This is a genomic window from Millionella massiliensis (assembly GCF_900104655.1).
Classification (GTDB): domain Bacteria; phylum Bacteroidota; class Bacteroidia; order Bacteroidales; family Rikenellaceae; genus Rikenella; species Rikenella massiliensis.
This window is the reverse complement of record NZ_FNWD01000001.1, coordinates 1-1882: the sequence shown is the minus strand read 5'-3', so window position 1 is coordinate 1882 and position 1882 is coordinate 1. Positions and strand designations below refer to the sequence as shown.

2 protein-coding genes and 1 pseudogene are annotated in these 1882 nt (G+C 44.7%); all 3 read right to left on the bottom strand.

The window, feature by feature from the left end; genetic code table 11:
• Window positions 1–314: pseudogene (locus BQ5379_RS11255) on the bottom strand (hypothetical protein); the annotation flags it as partial.
• Window positions 307–1542, bottom strand: a complete 1236-nt coding sequence (locus BQ5379_RS00010; protein WP_071133538.1) for a 6-bladed beta-propeller — start codon at window positions 1540–1542, stop codon at window positions 307–309. The pseudogene BQ5379_RS11255 and the gene BQ5379_RS00010, both read right to left, overlap by 8 nt.
• 59 nt (window positions 1543–1601) lie before the next feature.
• Window positions 1602–1882, bottom strand: a 281-nt coding sequence (locus BQ5379_RS11175) for a hypothetical protein (RefSeq protein WP_159431188.1), incomplete at its 5' end; no start/stop codon positions are given.

Sequence of the window (1882 nt, the reverse complement as noted above, 5' to 3'; positions counted from 1 at the left end):
GTATTGAACACGAACAGACAGGATGAGATGGAATCCAAAGCCAACATACGCCGCCAAACATACAATTCTTTCAACTTACATGATGTACAGCCCGTAGCGTCAAAATATGAGACAAGTTTAAAACAAGCTGTATCTGCATACACCGATGCGGCACGCACCGGTCTTAATGTATCCAACAGAGCCGGAATATCGACCACCGTGCCACGTACCGAAGCAATGGGGCTGTCTTGTACGGCGGGAACTCCTCCGCAACTCATTACCAGCCACAACACCAGCCCGACAAGGATAGCTTTATGATCATTACGGCTACTCATCGGCATCAACAGATTTAAGGGTATAGCCCACCAACACGGGATTATCGTTTTCGCCCAGCGCGTCGTAAATCGGGCCGAACTTCGGACCGGGATCCTTATCGCCCATCATGAGTTTATGGATATGGTTCAACTCGACATAGAACGCCTTACCGTCAACACACCGAGGAAAGCAGGAGAACAACTGCCACAAAGCATCATCGACCGTATAGAACTTAATGTCATTGGGAGAATCGTCTTTGAGACTAATCACCTCAGTTCGGTCACTTTCCTTATCATACAACACATAGCATGGCTTATCAACGATGTACAGGTAAACACACAAATATCGGTCACTATTTAAAATTGATTCCGGCAATATATATGCACTCTGAAAATAATCTTCATAAGAACATTTTTCATCCCCCCATATATAACTTATATTCTGCAAATCCGATTCCGATAGTGATTTACACCCATCCAATCGATTAATCAACCGATATTCCGGAACAATACTGTCCTCTCTGACCCTATAAAGTGTTGATGCTAACAATGGTTTGAAAAGCAACTCACCATTATCCAAAGTACAAACGTGCCAGATCATCCCTAAATCGATTCGATTAGGCGTCTGATCTTGCAACCAGTTTGCCAGCGGATGACCTTGATCGTCAAACAAGGTCAAATTCCAAGGCCGCATATCGTCGGGCAAAAACTGCTCACGCCCATCATTAACCTGCACATATCGCCCTCCCTTAAAAGGAACAACAATTCCCTCACAATACGCAAACGGAACAGTCTTCACCCAATTACCGTCACGGTCATAAACCAACAACTTCTTAGAAAACTGATCAGTCACCAAAATCTGTTTGTTCAACCGATCCAATTTCATATCGACAATTCGAATATACTCCTTTGGCCCCGGCCCCTGATCGTAAATACCGCCGAGGTAATGTCCCTGCTTGTCGAAAATCAAAATCGATGCACAGCTACCATCCAATACATAAAATCGGTCATCCATCACCTCCACCGCGAACACGCTGGACACCAAAGAACTATCGGTCGTCTCCAGCGGCACACACCATACTGAATCGATTCGTTGATGCACCGGCACTGTCGAAATCTTTTCCAAAATGATCTCTTCGCCTCCTTCTGCTGAAAGCTCCGGTTGATTACCCTTTGAACCGCACCCACACATCAACCCACACAACATCCCGGTAAGAAACCACGAAAACACTAATCTTTTGTTCTTCATAATAATGTTTGAATGAATGAGTTATCGGCAGTCTGCATCTACAGACTGCCGATAACAAACTACAATGCGACACAATCGGCACAAACAGGATACTCCCATCCAGCAACACATATGGGTTTATATCCTTTAACTGGCTGGGTCCCAATCATAATTGTACATTCATTATTATGAACAGAACTATAACTATACTTCTTCTCTTGCATTTCATCAGAGATTGCAGCCAACGCTTCAACATTGGCCAATGTCAAATCATCCTGAGGCACCACCGCTTTTTGTTGGGCAATCAAAAAGTTTGTCACCGCACCACCTGTTAGCACCAGCGCTGCGCCGGTTGCCAACA